This is a genomic window from Noviherbaspirillum pedocola (assembly GCF_016632335.1).
Classification (GTDB): Bacteria; Pseudomonadota; Gammaproteobacteria; order Burkholderiales; family Burkholderiaceae_D; genus Noviherbaspirillum_A; species Noviherbaspirillum_A pedocola.
The window spans coordinates 32,943-53,207 of record NZ_JAEPBG010000003.1 but is presented as its reverse complement, the minus strand read 5'-3'; the positions used below and the strand labels follow the sequence as shown (position 1 = coordinate 53,207).

The 20,265-nt window shown below is 58.4% G+C and carries 18 protein-coding genes; all 18 read left to right on the top strand.

Annotated elements, in window-relative coordinates; genetic code table 11:
* Positions 1 to 400 precede the first annotated feature (400 nt).
* The 18 genes from JJB74_RS08600 (at position 401) to JJB74_RS08515 (ending at position 20,147) form a co-directional block, all read left to right on the top strand.
* Positions 401 to 745 carry a DUF2946 family protein gene (locus JJB74_RS08600; RefSeq protein WP_200591443.1) on the top strand — a complete coding sequence of 115 codons (345 nt, stop codon included), beginning with the start codon at positions 401 to 403 and terminating at the stop codon, positions 743 to 745.
* A gap of 87 nt (positions 746 to 832) precedes the next feature.
* Positions 833 to 2,131 carry a TolC family protein gene (locus JJB74_RS08595; protein WP_200591442.1) on the top strand — a complete coding sequence of 433 codons (1,299 nt, stop codon included), beginning with the start codon at positions 833 to 835 and terminating at the stop codon, positions 2,129 to 2,131.
* Between the two features lie 11 nt (positions 2,132 to 2,142).
* A complete protein-coding gene (locus JJB74_RS08590) occupies positions 2,143 to 3,381 on the top strand; it encodes an efflux RND transporter periplasmic adaptor subunit (protein ID WP_200591441.1) in 1,239 nt (412 codons plus the stop codon).
* Between the two features lie 17 nt (positions 3,382 to 3,398).
* Positions 3,399 to 6,578, top strand: a complete 3,180-nt coding sequence (locus JJB74_RS08585; RefSeq protein WP_200591440.1) for an efflux RND transporter permease subunit — start codon at positions 3,399 to 3,401, stop codon at positions 6,576 to 6,578.
* 103 nt (positions 6,579 to 6,681) lie between these two features.
* Positions 6,682 to 7,689 (top strand): cation diffusion facilitator family transporter, encoded by a 1,008-nt coding sequence (locus JJB74_RS08580; RefSeq protein WP_200591439.1) that lies wholly within the window; start codon positions 6,682 to 6,684, stop codon positions 7,687 to 7,689.
* A 3-nt stretch (positions 7,690 to 7,692) separates the two neighbouring features.
* Positions 7,693 to 8,745, top strand: a complete 1,053-nt coding sequence (locus JJB74_RS08575) for a DMT family transporter (RefSeq protein ID WP_200591438.1) — start codon at positions 7,693 to 7,695, stop codon at positions 8,743 to 8,745.
* A gap of 733 nt (positions 8,746 to 9,478) precedes the next feature.
* The gene (locus JJB74_RS08570; RefSeq protein WP_200591437.1) at positions 9,479 to 9,868 is read left to right on the top strand and encodes a hypothetical protein; all 390 of its coding nucleotides are present in this window, start codon (positions 9,479 to 9,481) and stop codon (positions 9,866 to 9,868) included.
* Between the two features lie 9 nt (positions 9,869 to 9,877).
* Entirely contained in the window at positions 9,878 to 11,299 is a 1,422-nt protein-coding gene (locus tag JJB74_RS08565) for a TolC family protein (RefSeq protein WP_234484070.1), read from the top strand.
* A gap of 12 nt (positions 11,300 to 11,311) precedes the next feature.
* The gene (locus tag JJB74_RS08560; RefSeq protein ID WP_200591436.1) at positions 11,312 to 12,679 is read left to right on the top strand and encodes a multicopper oxidase family protein; all 1,368 of its coding nucleotides are present in this window, start codon (positions 11,312 to 11,314) and stop codon (positions 12,677 to 12,679) included.
* Between the two features lie 27 nt (positions 12,680 to 12,706).
* Positions 12,707 to 13,075: a copper homeostasis periplasmic binding protein CopC gene (gene copC, locus JJB74_RS08555; protein ID WP_234484069.1), complete on the top strand. Its 369-nt coding sequence runs from the start codon at positions 12,707 to 12,709 to the stop codon at positions 13,073 to 13,075.
* A gap of 3 nt (positions 13,076 to 13,078) precedes the next feature.
* Entirely contained in the window at positions 13,079 to 14,008 is a 930-nt protein-coding gene (locus tag JJB74_RS08550) for a copper resistance D family protein (RefSeq protein ID WP_200591435.1), read from the top strand.
* 61 nt (positions 14,009 to 14,069) lie between these two features.
* Positions 14,070 to 14,393: a copper-binding protein gene (locus tag JJB74_RS08545; protein WP_200591434.1), complete on the top strand. Its 324-nt coding sequence runs from the start codon at positions 14,070 to 14,072 to the stop codon at positions 14,391 to 14,393.
* A 233-nt stretch (positions 14,394 to 14,626) separates the two neighbouring features.
* A complete protein-coding gene (locus JJB74_RS08540) occupies positions 14,627 to 15,817 on the top strand; it encodes a methionine adenosyltransferase (RefSeq protein ID WP_200591433.1) in 1,191 nt (396 codons plus the stop codon).
* 168 nt (positions 15,818 to 15,985) lie between these two features.
* Positions 15,986 to 16,489 carry a hypothetical protein gene (locus JJB74_RS08535; protein WP_200591432.1) on the top strand — a complete coding sequence of 168 codons (504 nt, stop codon included), beginning with the start codon at positions 15,986 to 15,988 and terminating at the stop codon, positions 16,487 to 16,489.
* Between the two features lie 92 nt (positions 16,490 to 16,581).
* Positions 16,582 to 16,842, top strand: a complete 261-nt coding sequence (locus JJB74_RS08530; RefSeq protein ID WP_200591431.1) for a DUF2933 domain-containing protein — start codon at positions 16,582 to 16,584, stop codon at positions 16,840 to 16,842.
* Complete coding sequence (locus JJB74_RS08525) at positions 16,839 to 17,492, top strand: methyltransferase family protein (protein ID WP_200591430.1); 654 nt, start codon at positions 16,839 to 16,841, stop codon at positions 17,490 to 17,492. Before JJB74_RS08530 ends, JJB74_RS08525 begins: the two co-directional genes overlap by 4 nt.
* Positions 17,489 to 17,779: a DUF5676 family membrane protein gene (locus tag JJB74_RS08520; protein WP_200591429.1), complete on the top strand. Its 291-nt coding sequence runs from the start codon at positions 17,489 to 17,491 to the stop codon at positions 17,777 to 17,779. The genes JJB74_RS08525 and JJB74_RS08520 overlap by 4 nt, the downstream gene beginning before the upstream one ends.
* Positions 17,772 to 20,147: a heavy metal translocating P-type ATPase gene (locus JJB74_RS08515; protein ID WP_200591428.1), complete on the top strand. Its 2,376-nt coding sequence runs from the start codon at positions 17,772 to 17,774 to the stop codon at positions 20,145 to 20,147. The genes JJB74_RS08520 and JJB74_RS08515 overlap by 8 nt, the downstream gene beginning before the upstream one ends.
* Positions 20,148 to 20,265: the final 118 nt, after the last annotated feature.

Genomic DNA, 20,265 nt, shown 5'->3' with positions numbered 1-20,265 from the left:
CATTTCCGTGCATGGCGTCCCATCCATGACCATGCCTTCTGCCGGCGCCGGAACCAACTGCGGACAGGCGTACGCAGCCATGGCAATTCCGGAGGTCAGAATACTCATGACCAGGAAGCAGGCTATCAGTCGGCAAAAAGAGGAAAAATTATTGCGCATGGAGCGGCGGCAAATTCAATCGGGTTAAGTGTAGGCAAATTTTGCAAGCTCGTCTAATCATCGCTCTCTGCCAAGTTGAAGAGTCTAGGCGACTTTTTACGCCCGCTTATCTCGAATATGCCACTTATGGCTTGTTCAAAAAACGCTTGACTTTGTAGCAGCCACAGGGTTTTCAGTGCCGCAAGACCGGAATGAGGACTGCATCAACGCTCTCCTTCACGACAGTGCTATTATCCGCCCCGTGAAAAAACTGCTTCTCATCGTTCTGCTTATTGCTCTGCCGTACCAGTTCGCCTGGGCAGCAGCAGCGGCATATTGCGACCATGAGAAGCCGCATCCTGCGCATTTCGGCCATCACATCCACCATCACCAGGCGCAAGAAGAAAAGTCAGAAAAAAACAGCAAGTTGCCCAAGTTCGACGGCGACTGCGGGTACTGCCATCTGTCTTGCCATGCGACGCCGTTGCCGGCACTGCCTTCGGTGAATATTCCGAACGCACTGGCTCCCCCTGACTCGCCACCACCGTCTTACTACTCCTACTACCCCGAAGGCCTCCAGCGGCCCGACCGGACACTCGTCGCTTAACGCGACGAGGCGCTCTCTCACATTCTTTTCCCTGTAGTTCCATAGCGTCGCCTCGTCGGATTCTTTCCCATTCATCCGGAGAATTCGATGTACAGGTTGTTATTGCCACTGACATTCGTGGCTTTTGCCGTTCCCCTCGCTGCCGCTGAGACACTTGATTTGCCACCCGGCGGCGACAGCGCGCGTGCCACGTTCGCGTATCCGACGAAGGCAATTGAGCCTTCCGGACCAATTACCTTGCACGCCGCCCTGCTTCTGGCCAGCCAAGCCAATCCTGACGTCGCGGCTGCACGGCAGGAGCTGTCTGCCGTCGAAGCGTCCGTTCTGCAGGCAGGCGTACTGCCCAATCCTTCCGTCGGAGTGCAGATACAGGACACCAAGCCCAATACGCGGGAAACCGTGCTGCAGCTCAGCCAACCAATTGAGCTTGGCGGAAAGCGCGGCGCCCGCGTCCGAGCCGCGGAGAGAAGCCGTGATGCCGCCACCGCTGAACTGCGGGCCAAGGAGGCCGACGTGCAGTCGACGGTTATTTCCGCCTTCTTCGACCTGCTGACTGCCCAGGAGCGCGTGCGGCTGGCCCAGGAATCGGTAGAACTCGCTCAGCGGGCAACCACCGTTACATCGAAGCGTGTGGGCGCCGGGAAGGTGTCCCCGGTGGAGGAGACTCGGGCGCGCGTCGCGGAAAGCGGCGTACGGCTTGAACTGGTTCAGGCAAGGAGAGAGCTCACATCTGCCCGCAGGCGACTCAGTGCGACCTGGGGCAACTCAATGCCGCGTTTTGGGCGCGCCGAAGGAGACCTCCAGGCATTGCCAGCGCTCCCTGACCCGAACGCCCTGTTTGAGCGCTTGTCCAGGTCGCCGGAGCTAGCCCGAGCCCGACTTGAAGTCGACCGTCGCCAGGCGGTGGCCCAAGTCGAGCGCAGCCGCCGCATCCCCGACGTGACGGTTACCCTCGGCGTTGACCGCAACCGAGAACTGGGCCGCAACCAAGCCATCGTCGGCGTCTCCGTCCCTATTCCTGTTTTCGATACCAACCGCGGCAATGTTCTGGAAGCCCTTCGCCGTGCAGACAAGGCACGTGACGAACTGGCAGGCACCGAGACGCGCCTGGAGGGAGAACTCTCTCAGGCTTTCGAAAGGCTGAGTACTTCCCGTCAGGAAGTTGAATCTCTGCAGAACGAGGTCCTGCCGGGTGCTCAGAGCGCCTATGCCGCCGCCACAACGGGTTTCGAGTACGGCAAGTTCGGCTTCATCGACGTGCTGGACGCCCAGCGCACCCTGCTTGCAGCCAGGTCCCAATACCTACGCGCGCTGGCAGAGGCGCACCGCGCGGCTGCCGACATCAACCGCATCCTCGGCGAGCCCGTACCCGCCCCCCAGAAGTAAAAGGTTCCATCATGAAAAGTAGTCTCAACAAGAAGCAACTCGTCTCCATCATCGTCATCCTCCTTGTCGGCGTTTTGCTGGGCGCCCTCATTTTGCTGAAAAGTGGCAGCAAGGCGGCTGGCTCAACGGAACAAGGTGGCGCAAACGAGCACGCCAGCACCCAGCATGAAGTCAACTCGAGCGATGAGCATGGCCAGAAGGAGCCTAGTGAAAAGCACGAAAAAACACTGGCGCTAAGTGATGCGCAAGTTCAGTCAGCGGGGATTGAGGTCGGCAAAGCTGGTCCTGCGAAAATCAATAGCGTCGTCACGCTTCCTGGCGAAATCCGCTACAACGAAGACAAGACTGCCCACGTCGTTCCCCGGCTCGCCGGGGTCGTGGAGTCCGTACACGCCAATCTCGGGCAGAAGGTCAAGCGGGGCGAAGTCCTGGCTGTCATTGCCAGTACTGGTCTCTCCGAGCAGCGCAGTGAATTGCTTACGGCACAGAAGCGCCTTGCACTCGCCCAGACGACCTATGAACGCGAGAAGAAATTGTGGGAAGACAGAATCTCGGCCGAGCAGGACTACCTGCAGGCACGCCAGGCCAAGCAAGAAGCGGAAATTGCTGTCCAGAACGCCCGACAGAAACTGCAAGCGCTAGGAGCCAGCGCGACCGGCAGAGGTGGCCTCAACAACTATGAAATCCGCGCCCCGTTTGACGGCATCATCATGGAGAAGCACATCTCCCTGGGGGAAGCGGTCAAGGAGGATGCCAGCATCTTCACGATTTCCGACCTATCCACCGTGTGGGCCGAAGTCGCCGTCCCGGCCAAAGACCTCGGTATCGTGAGAGTCGGCCAAAAGGTGACCGTTCGGGCCACTTCCTTCGAAGCCAGTGCCACGGGAACGATTTCCTACGTCGGCTCCCTGCTGGGCGAACAAACTCGTACTGCCAGAGCGCGCGTCACACTGGCCAACCCTGATACCGCATGGCGGCCTGGTCTGTTCATCAATGTCGACATCGTGGCCGCACAGGCACAAGCCATAATCGCCGTTCCGGCCGACGTAGTGCAGACGGTCGATGGCAAGCCGACGGTCTTTCTACGCGTGCCGGGCGGCTTCGTCGCCCGTGAAGTGACGCTCGGCCGCAGCGATGGGAAGCTGGTGGAAGTCACCGCTGGTCTGCCGGCCGGCGCATCGTACGCCGCTGCAAACAGCTTCATCATCAAATCGGAACTGGGCAAGTCCAGTGCCGAACATGAGCACTGATGCGGAGGGACATCGCCATGTTTGACCGCATCATTCGATTCTCCCTCGAGCAGCGCTGGCTGATTTTCCTTGCCGTCTTCGCGATGGCCGTCGCCGGCATCTACAATTACCAGAAGAATCTTGCACTCGAAGCGCTACCCGACATCACCAACGTTCAGGTGCAAATCAACACGGGGGCGCCCGGCTACTCGCCGTTGGAGGCGGAACAGCGCATTACCTTCCCCATCGAGACAGTGATGGCCGGCCTGCCGAATCTCGAGCAGACGCGGTCGCTGTCCCGCTATGGACTGTCGCAGGTGACAGTGGTCTTCAAGGACAGGACTGACATCTACTTCGCCCGCCAATTGGTCAACGAGCGCATTCAGGAAGCCAAGGAACGCCTGCCTGCCGGAGTTACGCCAGTCATGGGCCCGATTTCCACCGGTCTCGGAGAAATCTACCTGTGGACCGTGGAGGCCAAAAAGGGGGCGAAGAAACCGGACGGCACGCCGTATTCGCCCACGGACCTGCGTGAAATACAGGACTGGATTATCAAGCCGCAGCTGCGCAACGTGTCGGGCGTCACCGAAATCAATTCCATCGGCGGCTATGCAAAGGAATACCAGGTCGCACCCGACCCGGAAAAACTCGCCTCGCATGGGCTCACTCTCGCGGACCTCACCACCGCCCTGGACCGCAACAACAGCAATGCCGGCGCCGGCTATATCGAAAAACGTGGCGAGCAGCTGCTGGTGCGCACTCCCGGGCAGGTGCAGACCATCGCCGACATCGGCAACATCGTCGTCAGCAATGTCGACGGCATCCCGATACGGATTCGCGACGTCGCCGACGTCGATATCGGGCGCGAGCTGCGCACTGGCGCCGCCACCGAGGACGGCCGGGAAGTCGTGCTGGGCACGGTATTCATGCTGATTGGCCAGAACAGTCGCGCGGTGTCGCAGGCCGTCGATGCCAAGCTGAAGCAAATCAACCGCACGCTGCCGGAGGGCGTCGGGGCTGTCCCGGTGTATGACCGCACGGTGCTGGTCGATAAGGCTATCCATACAGTCAAGAAGAACCTGCTCGAGGGCGCGGTTTTGGTGATTGCCATCCTGTTCCTATTCCTCGGCAATATCCGCGCTGCGGTCATCACGGCGATGGTCATACCGTTGTCGCTGCTGTTTACCTTCAGCGGCATGGTCGCCTACAAGGTCAGTGCCAACCTACTCAGCCTCGGGGCTCTGGACTTCGGCATCGTCGTCGATGGTGCGGTCGTCATCGCGGAAGGCTGTATCCGGCGCCTAGCCCATGCGCAGGCCCATCATGGCCGGCCGCTGACCCGTACCGAGCGCTTCCACGAGGTATTTGCCGCCGCGAAAGAAGTGCGCCGCCCACTGCTGTTCGGCCAGCTCATCATCATGGTCGTGTACCTGCCTATCTTTGCCTTGGCCGGTGTGGAAGGCCGCATGTTCCACCCGATGGCCATCACCGTGGTCATGGCACTCCTGGGCGCCATGTTGCTCTCCTTCACCCTTGTTCCGGCAGCGGTTGCCACGTTCATCGGCACGAAGGTAGACGAGAAGGAAAACGCCTTAGTGCAAGGCGCTAAGCGTGCCTATACACCACTGTTCGACCTGGCGATGGCGAACAAGCCGGTCGTCTTGGTGTTTGCCGTCGTCACGGTCGTACTGTCCGGGCTGCTGGCCAGCCGCATGGGCAGCGAATTCATCCCGAGCTTGAACGAAGGCGACATCGCCATGCAGGCGCTGCGTATCCCCGGCACGAGCCTGACGCAGTCCATCGTCATGCAGGAGCAGCTGGAGCGGACACTGAAGGAAAAGCACCCGGAAATCCAGCGTGTCTTTGCGCGCACTGGCACCTCCGAGATTGCGTCCGACCCGATGCCGCCGAACATCTCCGACGGCTACATCATGCTCAAGCCCGAAGACCAGTGGCCGGAGCCGCGCAAGTCGCATGACGAGCTTTTGGCTGCCATCCAGGAGACCGCCGAAAAAGTGCCGGGCAATGCGTATGAGTTTTCGCAGCCTATTCAGCTGCGCTTCAACGAACTGATTTCCGGCGTACGCAGCGACGTCGCAGTCAAGCTCTTCGGCGACGACATGGACGTGCTCAACGGTACCGCTGCGAAAATTTCCGAGGTGCTTGCCAAGGTGCCTGGCGCTACGGAGGTCAAGGTTGAGCAGACCACCGGCTTGCCGATGCTGACAGTCCATATCGACCGGGACAAAACTGCACGCTATGGCCTGAACGTGGCCGATGTGCAGGATACGGTTGCCACCGCCATCGGCGGCAAGGAATCTGGAACCTTGTTCCAGGGCGACCGCCGCTTCGATATCGTGGTCCGGCTGCCCGAGAGCCTGCGCAGTGACCTCGATGCGATGAAGCGGCTGCCGATTTCACTGCCGCGCGCCGATGGCAGCAACGGTCGGCAAAGCTATATCCCCTTGGCGGAAGTGGCAAACCTGGATATCGCGCCGGGGCCGAATCAGGTAAGCCGGGAAGATGGCAAGCGGCGCGTGGTGGTCAGCGCCAATGTCCGCGGCCGCGACATTGGCTCCTTTGTCGCCGACGCGGAGAAAGCCATTGCCGAGCAAGTGAAAATTCCTGCCGGGTACTGGACCAGTTGGGGTGGACAGTTCGAACAATTACAGTCCGCGACGCAGCGTCTGCAGATAGTCGTGCCCGTTGCGCTGGCGCTAATTTTCACCCTGCTGTTCATGATGTTCGGAAACCTGAAAAGCGGCTTGCTTGTCTTCACTGGTATTCCTTTCGCTCTTACCGGAGGCATCGTGGCCTTATGGTTGCGTGGCATCCCCCTCTCCATTTCCGCAGCCGTCGGCTTCATTGCGCTGTCGGGCGTAGCCGTGCTAAACGGCTTGGTCCTGATTTCCTCGATTCACCATTTGCGTGAAGATGGTCGCTCGCTGGACGACGCTATCCGCGAGGGTGCGTTGACTCGGCTGCGCCCGGTGTTGATGACGGCCCTGGTGGCATCGCTGGGCTTCATCCCGATGGCCCTGGCCACTGGCACCGGCGCAGAAGTGCAGCGGCCGCTGGCCACAGTAGTCATCGGCGGCATCCTGTCCTCTACAGCGCTCACACTGCTCGTTTTGCCACTGCTATACCGTCTGGCCTATAGAAAAGACGCTGAGGAAAAGACTGAAGCCCTTAAAAAAGAGAAGCTCGTTCCGTCCTAAAACCCTCTTTAACAACGCTGAACGGGCTTCGCTCTGTCGGATGCCGCACTAACGGAGCGCCGCAATCATATGCAGAATCCATCCATAATTTCAAAGCCATCAAATGACTACTGACGACATCAACTCGCACGCGCAGCAACATCGCCACCAACAGGACGCCCAAGAGAATGAGCTTCAACATGACCATGACCATGAGCACGACCATGGTCATGGCCATGTGCACGTACATGCACCCAAGGATTTCGGCAAAGCCTTTCTCATCGGCGTTCTTTTAAATACCAGCTTCGTTGTCGCCGAAGTTGTGTATGGCATTCTCGGCCACTCCCTCGCCCTTGTGGCAGACGCCGGTCACAATTTGAGCGATGTCCTTGGTCTTCTTCTGGCATGGGGAGCGAGCATTCTGGTCAAAAAGGCTCCGACGATGCGCTTCACCTACGGTTTGCGAAGCAGTTCTATCCTGGCCGCACTCATCAATGCTGCATTGCTCTTACTTGTTACTGGTGGTATCGCATGGGAAGCCATCTTACGATTCCAACATCCGGATAACGTCGAAAGCAGAACCGTTATCGTCGTCGCTGCCATTGGCGTGGCTATCAATTTGGCGACCGCGTTTCTATTTATGGCAGGTCGAAAAGGTGATTTGAATGTCCGTGCTGCGTTCACTCATATGATGGGAGATGCGGCAATTGCGTTAGGTGTAGTTGCCGCCGGGTTTGCCATTATGTACACCGGGTGGCATTGGCTAGACCCGCTAACGAGCTTGGTGATTTCTTTAGTAGTCATAGTGGGTACGTGGGGCTTATTAACGGATTCTATTAACCTGGCGCTACATGCGGTTCCGGAAGGCATCGACACGGTGGAAGTGCAAGCTTATCTTGCCTCTATTGACGGGGTTACAGACGTCCATGACTTGCATATTTGGGGAATGAGCACGACGGAAACCGCTCTGACTGCCCACTTGGTTTTCCCGCTTGGCTATCCGGGAGACGGTAAACGCAACGAAATCGCCTTCGAATTGCGTAAGCGTTTTTCCATTCAACATGCCACGATGCAATTCGAAACAGGTGATGTAAATCATCCCTGCGAGCTAGCCCCTTCACACGTGGTCTGAAAAATGTTTTCTGGAGCTATATACGCCTTCCTCGCTGCCTTCACGTTCGGTGCGAGCACACCCTTCGCCAAAATTTTGGTTGGCCAGGTGGCACCTGTCACCTTGGCCGGGCTACTGTACCTCGGCAGCGGCCTCGGCCTCCTTATATGGTTTGCCTTTCGTGCTTTTACAGCACCTTCACTGACCGATAAGAGCTCGCATTTGACCAAGAAGGATGCCCCTTGGCTGGCGAGCGCCATACTCTTCGGCGGCATCGCAGGGCCTGTCCTCCTTATGCTCGGCCTGACGCTGACGCCGGGCTCCTCTGCATCCCTCCTGCTCAACATGGAAGGCGTGCTGACTTCGCTACTAGCCTGGTTCGTCTTCAAAGAAAACTTCGACCGCCGGATTTTCATCGGCATGGTCTTGATTGTGATTGGCGGCGGCGTCCTCTCTTGGGAGCAGCGCCCGGAATTCGGCGTCCCCTGGGGAGCCATTGCCATCGTCGGTGCTTGTCTATGCTGGGCAATCGATAACAATCTGACCCGCAAGATATCGGCAAGCGACGCGGTGCAGATTGCCGGAGTCAAAGGGCTCGTCGCCGGCGCGGTCAATCTGAGTATCGGTCTAGCCCTTGGGATGGCCCTTCCAGCCGTGGGTAGCGCGCTTCTTGCGGGCGTTGTCGGCTTCTGCGGCTACGGCCTTAGTCTCGTTTTCTTCGTCCTGGCCCTGCGCAATCTCGGCACTGCCAGGACGGGAGCTTATTTCTCCATCGCGCCGTTTGTCGGCGCTGCGATTTCACTGGTGTTGCTACGTGAGGAGCCCGGCGCTGGCTTCTGGGTCGCGGGCGCCTTGATGGGAGCAGGAATCTGGTTGCACCTGACCGAGAAGCACGAACATGTTCATACCCATGAACCAATGTCTCATGCGCACCCGCATACGCATGACGAGCATCACCAGCATCAACATGATTTCCCTTGGGACGGGCAGGAGCCGCATGTTCATCTGCATCAGCATGAGCCCCTCACCCATAGTCATGTGCATGTTCCGGATATCCATCACCGGCATAAACACTAGCAGTTTTGGAACAAAGTGGAAGTGACGTCCTTGCTTACTGCACATGGACAATATTCCATATCGGAACTCTTCTGGACTCTAGCCGGTCGAAGAATGTCCTTGACCTTCCTTCAGTGGGAAGCCCGAGAATCCATACCGGCGTTGCAAGAAAAATGTTTCATGGAATGTTAAACTAGCGAAATGACCCGTCTCCTCAAGACATTGCTGCTCTGGCTATTGATGGCTGCGCTGCCCTTCCAAGCGATGGCAGCCGTAGCGCAGTCGGCATGCAGTCCTGAGGAGCACGGCGCTTCACCAGCAACAGCGATGGCTACTCATGGTCACGATGACAAGGCGATGTCTCAGTACGCCATTGATGACGTACATGCGGCGATAATGTCTCATACGTCAACAGACCATTCGCACGGCACCAAGCACAAGCACACCACCTGCAGCGCGTGTGCAAGCTGCTGCGTGGGCGCTGTCGCTCCGCCCTCTGCTTTGCTTCTGAGTCCAACCCGCGCCGACTCTTTCGCTGTAGTTCTCCCCCCATCTCCATTGGTCACCGGATTCATCCCGGCCGGCCTTGAACGTCCTCCCAAACGCATTACCGCTTAATCGCGTACTGAGCTAAGTACGCTGGACGGAGTTCGTCCAGCTTCTCAGCCTCGGTACGGTTCGCGCGTGTTCGCACGCCTGCCCCATCGATTTCGAGGTAATCATGTCGTTTGCATATTGGCCCAAGGTGGCCATCATGGCATTGCTGCCAGCGGTCGCTATCGCGCAACAAGTTCAACAAGCCAACCCGGCAGACCCTGGCGCTCCAGTGCCGGCGTCCAGCTACGTTTCGGCATTCAAAACCTATCAGGCTTCTCCTGAAGAGCAGGCCACCCCGGATACTGCATGGCGTTCTGCCAATGAGGAAGTCGCAAGTCAGGGTACGCATGCCGGCCATGGCGGCATGGCCATGCCTGGCATGGACCATCACTCCCCTAAGGCGGCCTCGGGCACTTCTCAAAATGACCCGCATGCTGCTCATGGCAGCCATATGGCGATGCCCGGCATGAGCAATGAAGCCACCACAACGAATTCGAGCGCTTCGCAGCCGGCTCCCGAAGCGAGCCATAGCAGCCACCATCACTAAGGGAACAGTATGCCCATCAAACAAAAATTGGTCCTGGCAAACCCGCTGGCCATTGCGTTGTCAGCCTTCATTCTGACGGGCTGCGCAACGTTTTCGAAGGATGGCGGACTGGATTCAGTGTCCGCCATGACCAAGGCGCGCACCGGACAAACGGTGCAGCGCGAGAAGTCAGCCGACGACGTTGCCGAAGTCCAGCAAACGGTGAACCAGCTTCTGCAAAAACCGCTCACTCCGGACTCCGCAGTCCAGATTGCCTTGGCCAACAACAAGGGGCTCCAAGCCTCCTTCGCCGAACTGGGCATCGCCGAAGCGAATCTGGTCCAGGCCGGTCGACTCAGAAATCCGGGATTTTCCTTTTCCCGCCTACGCGGCGGTGACGACATCGAAATCGACCGCAGCGTCATGTTCGACTTCATTGGCTTGCTGACACTGCCGGCGCGCACCGGCATCGAAAGCCGACGCTTCGAGCAGGCGAAGCTTTTTGCGGCTGCTCAGGCGGTGCAGCTGGCGGCCGACACCCGACGAGCTTATTTCAATGCCGTCGCCGCCCAGCAGTCGGTGCAATATGCTGAGCAAGTAGCCAATGCGGCCCAGGCCAGCGCCGAACTCGCGCAACGCATGAGCCACGTCGGCAACTGGAGCAAGCTCGACCAAGCACGCGAACAAGCTTTTTATGCGGATGCGACCACTCAGCTCGCCCGTGCCCGACACAACGCCGTAGCCGCGCGCGAGCAGCTCACCCGCCTGCTTGGCTTATGGGGCACGGCTGCAACCGACTACAAAATCCCCGACCGTCTGCCAGACCTGCCCAAGGCGCCAAACGAAGTAACCGACATCGAAACGCGGGCCATGCAGCAGCGCCTTGACGTGCAGACGGCCAAACGCAGCACGGAAGCCACCGCCAGTGCGCTGGGACTGACCAAGGCAACACGCTTCATCAACGTGTTCGAGGCCGGCTACATCAACAAGAGCCAGACCGGCGCTCCGCGCGAGAACGGCTACGAGATTTCGCTGGAACTGCCGATTTTCGACTGGGGCAGCGCCCGCACTGCCCGCGCCGAGGCGACTTACATGCAAGCCGTGCAAAGAACGGCGGACACCGCCGTCCGCGCCCGCTCGGAAGTCCGGGAAGCCTACTCCGCATATCGAACCAGCTACGACATTGCCAAGCACTATCGCGACGAAGTTGTCCCTCTGCGCAAGCGGATTTCCGACGAAGTTCTGCTCCGCTACAACGGCATGCTGGCCAGCGTGTTTGAGCTGCTTACGGACGCCCGTTCTCAGGTCGGCAGCGTCAATGGCGCCATCCAGGCCCAACGAGATTTCTGGATAGCAGAGACCAACCTCGAAGCGGCCATCAATGGCAACGGCGTCGGCGGCTCGACTTCAATAAGCAGCTCGGCTTCCGGGCAAGCACAGGCACAAGACTAGAAGGGATTAGCAATGGTTTCACGTAGAAATTTCCTCACTGGAGCGGCTACCATGGTCGGTGCCGGTATTGTCAGCCGCGTCGGCGCCGCCTCGTTGCCCGAAGCCGTATCGATGAACAACGCGGCTACCCAGGCGCCGCTGTCCCCGCCTAACGGCCGCCCATACCACCCGGTGGTAACGCTAAATGGCTGGTCGCTGCCATGGCGGATGAACAATGGCATCAAGGAATTCCACCTTGTGGCTGAACCAGTGGTGCGTGAAATCGCACCCGGCATGAAGGCCAACCTGTGGGGCTACAACGGTCAGTCGCCCGGCCCAACCATCGAAGTCGTCGAAGGCGACCGCGTGCGCATCTTCGTCACCAACAAGCTGCCAGAACACCACAGCATCCACTGGCACGGCCAACGCCTGCCGAACGGCATGGATGGCGTGACCGGTCTGACCCAGCCCGGCATCCCGCCGGGCAAAACCTTCGTCTACGAATTCGTCGCAAAGCGCCCGGGCACCTTCATGTATCACCCGCATGCGGATGAGATGGTGCAGATGGCGATGGGCCTGATGGGCTTCTGGGTCACGCATCCGAAGAATCCGGACTTCATGCGCGTGGAGCGCGACTTCGTCTTCCTGCTCGGGAATTACGACATCGAGCCGGGCAGCTACACGCCCAAGGTCAACACCATGCTCGAGTTCAACCTGTGGACCATCAATACCCGCGTGTTCCCCGGTATTGACTCAATGAATGTGCGCCAGGGGGACCGGGTGCGCATCCGCATGGGCAATCTGACGATGACGAACCACCCGTTCCATCTGCATGGACACGAGTTTTTTATAACCGGGACTGACGGAGGATGGATTCGTCCGGAAGCACGCTGGCCGGAGGTGACCATGGACATTGGTGTTGGCCAGATGCGCGCGCTGGAGTTCATCGCCGACGAGCCCGGCGACTGGCCCTTCCACTGCCACAAGTCGCATCACACGATGAATGCAATGGGTCACACCGTGCCGACCATGATAGGCGTCGACCAGAAAGGCATCGCTCAGCGAATCAACAAGCTCGTCCCCGACTACATGGCCATGGGCGAGAAAGGTGGCGCCATGGATGGCATGGAGATGCCGTTGCCGGACAACACGCTGCCGATGATGACCGGCGAAGGCCCGTTCGGCAATGTCGAGATGGGCGGCATGTTCACCACCGTGAAGGTTCGGAAGGACCAAAAGCCCGGGGACTATTCGGACCCCGGTTGGTACAAGCATCCCAAGGGCACCGTCGCCTACGAATGGACGGGCGACGTCCCAACGGCCCCCAAAGCTCCCCAGGCAAGCACTTCCACCCCGGGAGTCGAACTGAATGTCCGCAAACCAGAAGGACATAAGCATTAACCCTCACCCGTAACAGGAGTTTTTTAGATGAAAGCAGTACGAAAATACGCTCTATCCATGCTGTTCGCGGCGACTGCCATGGCCGGGTCCTCGGCTTGGGCGCACGCCACGCTCCAGAGCGCGACACCGGCGAAGGACGCCGAAGTGACCTCCTCCCCGAAGGAAGTCACGCTTCAGTTCAATGAGCACCTGGAATCCGCTTTCAGCAATGCCAAGCTCGTTGACAGTACGGGCAAGGAAGTCACAACGCAGAAGGCGACTCTGGATGCGACCGACCATTCCGTCATGAAGTTGGCCGTACCCGCGCTGACGCCGGGCCAGTACAAGGTGGAATACGTCGCCGTCGGCCATGACGGCCACCGTCGCAAGGGCGACTACTCCTTCACCGTGAAGTAAGGAATGGACTCAACGCTTCCGCAAACCGCGTCGACGGTGCTGATTAACGTCAGCCTTGCCTGGGTAGCCGGTGTACTGGCATCCCGGCTGTGGCTGATGAAGCATACGGTGGCTTGGCAAAAGGCTGCAGTGCGACTGCTGTCACCCGCCATGCTGGCTGGCCTCGTCGCCTGCGCGGTCGGTATCCTGCTGTCGCTGTGGTCGGAATCGTCAGCCATGGGAGATGTTCCCTGGCTGTCCGCCTGGCCCGCCTGCAAGGAGATGCTCACGTCGACGCATTACGGGCATGCAGGCGTTGCCGCGGCCGTCTTGCTCACCGTTGCCATGCTGGCCCACTGGGCTTTACGCCAATCTGGCAATGGCATGCGCTATGTTGGAAGCATCGGAGTCTTACTGCTGCTTGTGTTTGCCGCTCGCGTCACTATCGGACACGCGTTTGAACAGGGATTCCTGAGCGTCGCCCTTCTGGTGGAGTGGCTGCACTTGCTGTGCATGTCACTTTGGGCCGGCATTGTTTTCGTTGCGGGCTGGCTTGTCGTTCCCCGCATGCTGGCCAGTGAGTTGGCCCCGTCTCTGGAGCGGGCTGCCTTCCTGAAGTCGATGTCAAATTGGGCAGCCGCCGCCTTGGTCGGCATCCTGGCCACCGGCGCCTACAACTCCTACCGGGTGCTTGCTAGCCCACGTGACCTTCTGGACGCCGACTATGGGCATGTCCTCGGGTTCAAGCTCTGCTTCGTCTTGGTCTCGATAGCACTCGGTGGCTTCAACAAGTTCTTTGGCCTGCCGGCTGCTCTTTCGCAGACGTCCTCGGCAGAAAAGGCAAACCGTGGGCTTCGCATGGTGGTCACGGTTCTGCGTATCGAATCCGTCGCCTTACTACTTGTCATCGCTGCAGCAGCGGTTCTGACCAATAGCGCTCCACCATCTGCCTGACGTACCCATAACCCATTTTCCATACATCTACTTCGTTATGAATCTCAGCAAAGGAATCCATATGAAATCCCTCGTAAAAGCTGTACTCGCCGCCTCCCTCGTTCTGTCGTCAGCAACCGCTGTCTACGCCGAGTCCGCACCAAGCACTGCGAATGCGGATGCGTCGATGTCGTCGGGAGAAGTGAAGAAGGTCGACAAGAGCGCCGGCAAGATGACCATAAAGCATGGCCCCCTCAAGAACCTAGGCATGGACGGAATGACGATGGTCTTTCGCGTCAAGGACGCCGGCATGCTCGACCAAGTGAAGGTTGGCGACAAAATTCACTTCGTCGCTGAGGAGCCGAACGGCCAACTGACGGTGACCCAACTAGAAAAGCAACAGTAATTTCCGGAGGACTACGCGCCGATTTCTTCATCGAGTACTTGACCTTCCCATTGCAGAAAGGTCTACAGTGGTATCGAATCCTAAAAGGAGAGTCGGCAGTTAGTGAGAGCGGTTACCTGGTAACAATAAGCGCTGCTGTCCGACGGCAACGCGATGGAGCGGTTCACATCGCCCCGTCGCCAGGCCAAGGTTGATTATGCAAATCCAGATATGGAACGTATTGGAGAACCGTGATGGTGGGCCAATCGGATATCAGGGTAACGCTCTCGAAGTCTCCGCACGCGGAGTTGCCCAGCGAAATTTGCGAACATAAAGGGGTTGGGCATCCCGACACCATCTGCGATGGCGTCGCTGAAGCCGTATCGCGCGCGCTATGCGCCGCCTACCTGCAAACCTATGGCGAGATTCGCCACCACAACGTCGACAAGGCGTTACTGATTGGCGGCCAAAGCAAGCCCAAGTTTGGCGGCGGTGAAATAACGGCGAAAGTCCGCTTGATTGTTGCCGGCCGGGCCGCTTCCCTTCCGGGGAAGGATGACGTGTCAGAAGTCGTTTGCACGGCGGCAAAGAAGTACTTGACGACAACCCTCCGGTGTCCGATTGACATGTTCGCCATCGAATCCGCAGTTCGGACCACCAGCCCCAACCTGGACCGTGTCATGCCGGCGCCCGGCAAGCTGCCCTTGGCCAACGACACCTCATTCGGCGTAGGCTTTGCCCCGTACTCTTCGCTCGAACAATCTGTTCTCGACACTGCTTCATTGGTCTGCTCTTCATTGTTCCGCCAAGAATTCCCAGTGGCCGGAGATGACTTCAAGGTGATGGGAGTGCGCTTCGATGAGCAAGTCAACCTGACGATTGCGCTGGCTGTTACAGACCGGCACGTTGAAAGCTGCAGTGACTATTTCTCAATGAAGGATGCGATGTCTGCGTGGCTGCTTGACCGACTCGGTTGCCCAGCAACACTCCGTCTCAACGCGCTTGACGACCCGGCGTCCAAGGATGAGAGTGGTATTTACCTTACCGTTAGTGGACTGAGCGCAGAACACGGGGACGACGGCCAAGTCGGACGTGGCAATCGCGTTAGCCGCCTAATTACGCCGTCGCGACCAATGTCCCTTGAGGCCGCTGCTGGAAAATGCCCTGTGACCCACGTCGGCAAAATCTACAACGTTCTCGCGGACCAGATAGCAAGAGAATTGGTATCGCGCGCACCCTGCGTCTTGGAAGCGAATGTTCAGATTGTTTCGTGCATCGGACAGCCCATCAACCTTCCTCAGCTGGTTGAGGTAGAGGTGGTCCGTAAGGACATGCTGCTGGGCATGCAGACGACCAGACGCATCGAGGAAATGACGAACCAGTATTTTTCTCAGCTCAACAAGCTGACAGAACAGCTGGTACACGGCAAGGTGCATTTGTTCTGAAAGGTAAGCCGTGGGCCACTACTTTTCAGCGTTCCGGCCAAATTTGATTCATATCAATCAAATTTGGCAAGCGGGTTAATAGGATAAATTTGCATTCTCAACACCGTATGCGCACCCCAGCGCATCGCAATATGCCTGCCGTCATTTACCGTTTCTAGGGAGCCACAAATGAAACTCATATCGCAAAAAGCAAGCTCGTTGATAGCCATCCTTCTCACAGCGACGGCACTTGCAGGATGTGCCGCGACTCAGCAACAAACCCGGGAAACGCCGTCACAAAGCGGCATAACACAAGAGGAACACCAGGCACATCACCCACAAGGTGTTGCCGCACAACCCTCAGCCACGCCGGAACAAGGGGCCGCCGGCGGACAAGGCGGGATGATGGGTGGTGGCCAAGGTGGAATGATGGGTGGTGGCCAAGGTGGAATGATGGGCGGCGGACAAGGTGGAATGATGGGCGGCGGTCAAGGCGGGATGATGGGCGGCGGACAAGGCGGAATGATGGGCCAAGGCAGCCAAATGGATATGAAATCCATGTGCGACCTGCATGAAAAAATGAAGAACGCGACGCCGCAGGACCGCAGCGCAATGATGAACCAGTACATGAAAAACATGACGCCGGAAATGCGGCAAAGGCACTTTGAGATGATGGAACAGCAATGCAAATAGAGTCCGAAACCGATGAACGCCGATTTGCCGAGTAAGTAGGGGCTGCGGGTCCATCCTTATTTTTACTTATCGCCGACCGCGAGGAGGCAACCATGGACCATACACATCAGCATGACGCAGGACATCGTTCCTTTAGTATCAGCAAGTGGGTGCTTACTGGATTTCTGCTCGTAGCCGCGTTTTTCCTTTGGACGGAACATCGTGCCCACTTGCTGGGCATACTTCCCTACCTTCTCTTTGCCGCATGCCCGCTGATGCATCTGTTTCACCATGGGCACGGCGGCCACGGCAGTGGTGCGCCAGAGTCTGGCACCGGTCGACAGGACCAGGGACAAGCAGGAGAAAAGCCATGAGCCATGATGACGCTCCAGCCTATGGGCTCTGGTCACTGGTGATACTCAACTCGCTGGTGTTCATTATCTTTGCCTTCAGCTTCACAAAGCCTAAGACCAACCGCGATTGGCGCTCGTTCGGCGCCTTTTCTGCGTTCATCGTCGCACTGTTCACCGAGATGTACGGCTTCCCGCTGACCATCTACCTGCTGATGCCCTGGCTGACGAAGCACTTCCCCGGCGTCAACTTCCTGTCCCATGACGCGGGCCATTTGCTCGAGATGATGTTTGGCTGGAAATCCAATCCCCACTTCGGGCCGTTCCATATCTTGAGCAACGTCTTCATCTTCGGTGGCTTCCTGATGCTCTCCGCGGCCTGGGATGTACTGTACCGGGCTCAAAAGGAACATCGGGTCGCGACGACCGGCCTGTACGCACGAATGCGCCATCCCCAGTATGTCGGGTTCGTGCTGATTATGTTTGGCTTTCTGTTGCAGTGGCCAACGCTTCTCACGCTGGTCATGTTCCCCATTCTCATCTGGGTATACGCGCGGCTCGCGATGGCCGAGGAACGCGACTCCGTTGCCGAGTTCGGCAGCGAGTACGAGCGCTATCGCGAACGAACGCCGGCATTTATCCCGAAGTTTCATCAAGAGAGGAGAGTCTCATGAAACCGTTACGCACCGGGCTGGCGTTATCAGCGACGGTCGCCTTGTTCTACTCGCTCTGCACATTGGTTGAGGTCGCTTTACCTAACCAGTTCATGAACTTCATGAATGCGCTATTCCACGGACTGGACTTCAGCAAGCTGGTGAGCTCCGAGCCATATCACTGGGCATCCTTCATCTATGCACTGATTGTCATGGCGGTATGGGCTTTCGCCGCCGGTGCTTTCTTTGCTTTCATCCATAACACGCTGGCCGGCGTCGGACACCGGCATGTGATGCAACATGAATGACGATACAAATTTGCATAACCACGCACATGCCGATACCCATCGGCATGTGACTTCTCACGAGCATCACCACCCCGCGACGGATGCGGAAACGCCGTTCACGGACCCGGTTTGCGGGATGAAAGTGGGTGCTGACCCGCAGAAGGAAATCGCTTACGAAGGAACCACCTACCATTTCTGCAGCACGAAATGCATGGAAAAGTTCCGGGCAAACCCGCGGTCGTACACCGCATCTGCCAAACAGGAGTCCCCTCCAGCAACGGCTCCGGAAGGCACGATATACACCTGTCCGATGCACCCGGAAATCCGGCAGCCGGCGCCGGGAAACTGCCCCATCTGCGGGATGACGTTGGAACCTGTTATCCCGGCATTGGAGGAAGAGGAAAACCCCGAACTGGTCGACTTCCGCCGGCGATTTTGGTGGACATTGCCGCTCACGGTTATCGTGACCGTCATGGCAATGTTCGGCCATCGCATTATTACGGGTGGATTACCAGGACAAAGCTGGGTAGAACTGGCGATAAGTTCGCCCGTTGTCCTATGGGCCGGCTGGCCCTTCTTCGTCCGATGGCTCCAATCGGTCAAGAACCGCAGCCCCAACATGTGGACGCTTATCGGGACCGGCGTCGCCGCGGCATACGGCTATAGCGTGGTGGCGACTGTTGCACCGGGTCTTTTCCCTCAATCCTTCGTCGCGCATGGCCGTATCGGTGTGTACTTTGAAGCCGCGGCTGTCATTGTGTCCCTCACCCTGCTTGGGCAAATACTGGAACTGAAGGCGCGCTCGCAGACGTCGGCCGCTATCAAGGCACTGCTCGGCTTGGCACCCAAAACGGCACGCCGAATCAAGCCGGATGGTACTGAGGAAGACATTCCGCTCACGCATGTCCATATTGGTGACACGCTGCGCGTGCGTCCTGGTGAGAAGGTGCCTGTGGATGGCACCGTTCTGGAGGGGGAAAGCGCGCTGGATGAATCGATGCTTACCGGTGAGCCAATTCCGGTGACGAAGCGCCCGGGCGACAAACTGATTGGAGCCACCATCAACAGCAGCGGGAGCTTGATTATGCAGGCCGACAAGATTGGCTCGCAAACCATGCTGTCGCAAATCGTCCAGATGGTCGCGAACGCCCAGCGCTCACGCGCGCCGATGCAGCGTCTGGCCGATATCGTCGCCGGCTACTTCGTAACTATCGTGGTCGGTATCGCGTTGGTGACTTTGCTCGGCTGGGGTTTCTTTGGCCCGCAGCCAAGCTGGGTGTACGGCTTTGTCAATGCTGTTTCGGTCCTTATCATCGCCTGTCCCTGCGCCCTGGGCTTGGCCACGCCGATGTCTATCATGGCTGCGACGGGGCGCGCCGCAACCCAGGGCATCCTGTTCCGGGACGCCGCCGCAATAGAAGGCATGCGGAAAATCGACACGCTGATTGTGGACAAGACTGGGACACTCACCGAAGGCAAGCCAGCCTTCGACAGCGTGGTCGCCGCTCAAGGCTTCAGCGAGCAGGAAGTACTGCAGATTGCCGCCAGCATCGACCAGGGCAGCGAGCATCCACTCGCCCATGCCATCGTCGCCGAGGCACGCCGGCGCGGTCTGCCCTTGGACAAGCCAGAGACCTTCGAATCTTCCAGCGGCATTGGCGTCCGCGGCACGGTCGCGGGCCGGCGCATCGCACTGGGTAACACCGCGCTGATGGATGGTGAAAAGGTCGATTGGCATCCTTTGGCCAGCCAGGCGGAGAATCTGCGCAGCGAAGGTGCCAGCGTCATGTACTTGGCATCTGACGGTCACCTGGTTGGCCTTCTCGTCGTATCCGACCCGATAAAGTCGACCACGCCCGAAGCGCTGAAAACCCTGAAGGCTAACGGCCTGAACATCGTCATGGCGACCGGTGATGGCGTGACCACGGCGCAGTCGGTAGGTAGGAAGCTGGGCATCAGCGAAGTCTATGGTGAAGTCAAACCGCAGGACAAGCTTTCACTGGTCGAGAAACTCCAGAGCCAAGGACAGAAAGTGGCCATGGTCGGAGACGGCATCAACGACTCCCCGGCTCTAGCCCGCGCCGACGTCGGGATAGCGATGGGTACCGGAACCGATGTGGCCATCAACAGCGCGCATGTGACCTTGGTAAAAGGCGACCTTAGGGCAATTGCGCGAGCGCGCCTCCTGTCCGTAGAAACCGTTCGGAACATGCGTCAAAACCTTGGTTTCGCCTTCGTTTATAACGCACTCGGCATTCCGCTAGCGGCTGGATTGCTTTACCCGTTCACCGGGCAGCTCCTCTCCCCGATGATTGCCGCGCTCGCCATGAGCCTGAGCTCTGTTTCCGTCATTACGAATGCGCTGAGGCTGCGAGGAACATCAAAGTAGGAGCGCTGTTGAGAATATCCATTCCATAGCTAATCAGAAGGCCAATCATGGCGCCTCGCCAAGAAAAGCATGGAAGTGTCACAGAGAGCTGGATGGGAACAACAGTGCCTCCTGTGCG